Origin of the sequence: Actinoplanes sp. NPDC051633 (genome assembly GCF_040681735.1) — a bacterium.
Lineage (GTDB): Bacteria > Actinomycetota > Actinomycetes > Mycobacteriales > Micromonosporaceae > Actinoplanes.
Map to the genome: position 1 here is coordinate 1 of NZ_JBFAZH010001374.1, position 1,864 is coordinate 1,864.

The window sequence follows — 1,864 nt, forward strand, 5'->3', positions numbered from 1 at the left end:
CAGAGCGTGACGCTTTCCGTCGTACCCCCTGTCTCAGCGCGGGTTGCCGAAGAAGTCGCTGCCGCTGCCGTCGGCCCACTCGGTGCCCGGATCGCGGATCGTGACCCAGCTGCGCCAGGGGCGTCAGCGGTAGGTGACACCGGCGAGCCGGACGATCCAGTGGTCGGAGCGGCGCCGGGCGTCGAGCGCCTGAGCGACCTCTTCACGGGCGACGGCGCGGCGGAAGCCGCCGAGCGCGACGACGTCGACGCGCACGACGCCTTCCTCGCCGGTGGCCTGAATGCGCGAGTGCAGAACGCCCTGTTCGTCGAGCAGTTCACGTACGGCGGCGACGGTGACGCGGGTGGACCATGTCTGTTCTCCTCAACTCTCGAAAGCGCGTTCGACGACGGCGGCCTGCTCGGCTTCGCCGGCCCGGAAATACCTGCCGGTTGCCTCCAGGGAAGCGTGGCCGAGCAACGCCTGGATCTGGGCGGGGTCGGTGCCGGAGCGGCGCAACCTTGTCGCGTACGTGTGCCGCAAACGGTGGGGCCGAAGCCCGGGCAGGTCGGCGTCGGCGCCGACAGCCAGAACGACCTGGGTGATGCCGGAGACGGTGAGCCGGCCGCGCTGGCCGAGCCACAGCGGACCGGGTTCGCGACCGCGCTCCTGCAGCCAGGCACGGATCGCCTGCCTGCCGTCCTGCGGCACCGGGACGAACCTGACCTCGTCACCCTTGCCATGCAGCCGCAGCCGGTCCGTGCGCTCGGTGACCGCGACGTCGTCAAGGTCGAGACGGGCCACTTCCTCGACTCGCGCCCCGGTGGTGCGCAGCACCTCGATGATCGCGTGGTCGCGTACGCCGCGGCGGCGGGCCGCCCGGGACACCCGGCCCTCTTCCTCGCGGCTGAGGGCGTCCGGCTCACCGGGCCGCGGCACCCGGACCCGGGCGACGCTGAGCCGCAGCGAAGCGCCGTGCTCGTAGAGCAGGCTGACCGCGGCCAGGCCCTGGTTGATGGTGGACGGCGAAGCCTTGCCTTCCAGCAGGTGCCGACGCCAAACGGTGACCGCACCCTCGGCGCCGATCTTGTCAGTGAACGCGTCCGGGTGCGCGTCGGTCTTGCCGGTCAGCCAGGTGACGTACGCGCGGGCCTGGCGCCGGTAGGGGGCGACGGTCTTCGGAGCTAGCGTGCAGCGGTCGAGGTAGGCCTCGACCGCGGTCAATGCCCGCTCGGCCCGCGCGGCGACGTCGGTGCCGGGCCGTAGCTCGATGATGTTGGCGCTCACCCGGCGTCCTCGTCGGTGCCGTCCCTGCCTGGCGAGTCAGCCGGAGCTCCGCGCATGCGGGCGAGAACGCCATCGGCGGCCCGTGTGGGATCGTTGATGAAGCCCAGCAGACCGCCGTCGCCGGCAGGGTTGAGGTCGATGGCCTCCAGCCCGCGCACGTCGGCGCGGCGGTGCGCCTCGAACCCGCCGTCCTGCAGGGCGAGCACGGTAAAGGCGCGGGCGTCGCAGTTGGTGTTGTCGCAGTACGGCTCGATGCGGCCGGGGTCGGGCAGGTCGCCCAGGAAGTGCGGGACGATACGGGAGCCGCAGAACGGGCAGTGCACGGTCCCCTCCGGCTGGCGGCGGCCACAGGGTTCGGTGCCTGCTTCCCAGATCGGACGACCGTCGGCAGGGTTCGTCATGCCTCACTCTTTCTTATCCGCTGAGTTGCGGGCCGCAAGGTCGCCAGAACCGCTTATCCACTGAAATGCCACCGTACTCAGCGGATAGAGCTGCTTATCCACTAAGTGTATCGGGACCGGCCGGCGGTGGTTCGGCCCTCGCCGTCCCGCGGGGCGGCGAGGGCTTCCACGTCACATATCCCGAGCCTGGGTTACCC

At 71.1% G+C, this 1,864-nt stretch carries 3 protein-coding genes; all 3 read right to left on the reverse strand.

What is annotated here, in order from left to right; genetic code table 11:
• Window positions 1–123: 123 nt before the first annotated feature.
• Window positions 124–255: a hypothetical protein gene (locus AB0M20_RS41140; protein WP_364306708.1), complete on the reverse strand. Its 132-nt coding sequence runs from the start codon at window positions 253–255 to the stop codon at window positions 124–126.
• Window positions 256–363: 108 nt separating this feature from the next.
• A complete protein-coding gene (locus tag AB0M20_RS41145) occupies window positions 364–1,266 on the reverse strand; it encodes a tyrosine-type recombinase/integrase (protein ID WP_364306710.1) in 903 nt (300 codons plus the stop codon).
• Window positions 1,263–1,667: a hypothetical protein gene (locus AB0M20_RS41150; RefSeq protein ID WP_364306712.1), complete on the reverse strand. Its 405-nt coding sequence runs from the start codon at window positions 1,665–1,667 to the stop codon at window positions 1,263–1,265. Before AB0M20_RS41150 ends, AB0M20_RS41145 begins: the two co-directional genes overlap by 4 nt.
• Window positions 1,668–1,864: the final 197 nt, after the last annotated feature.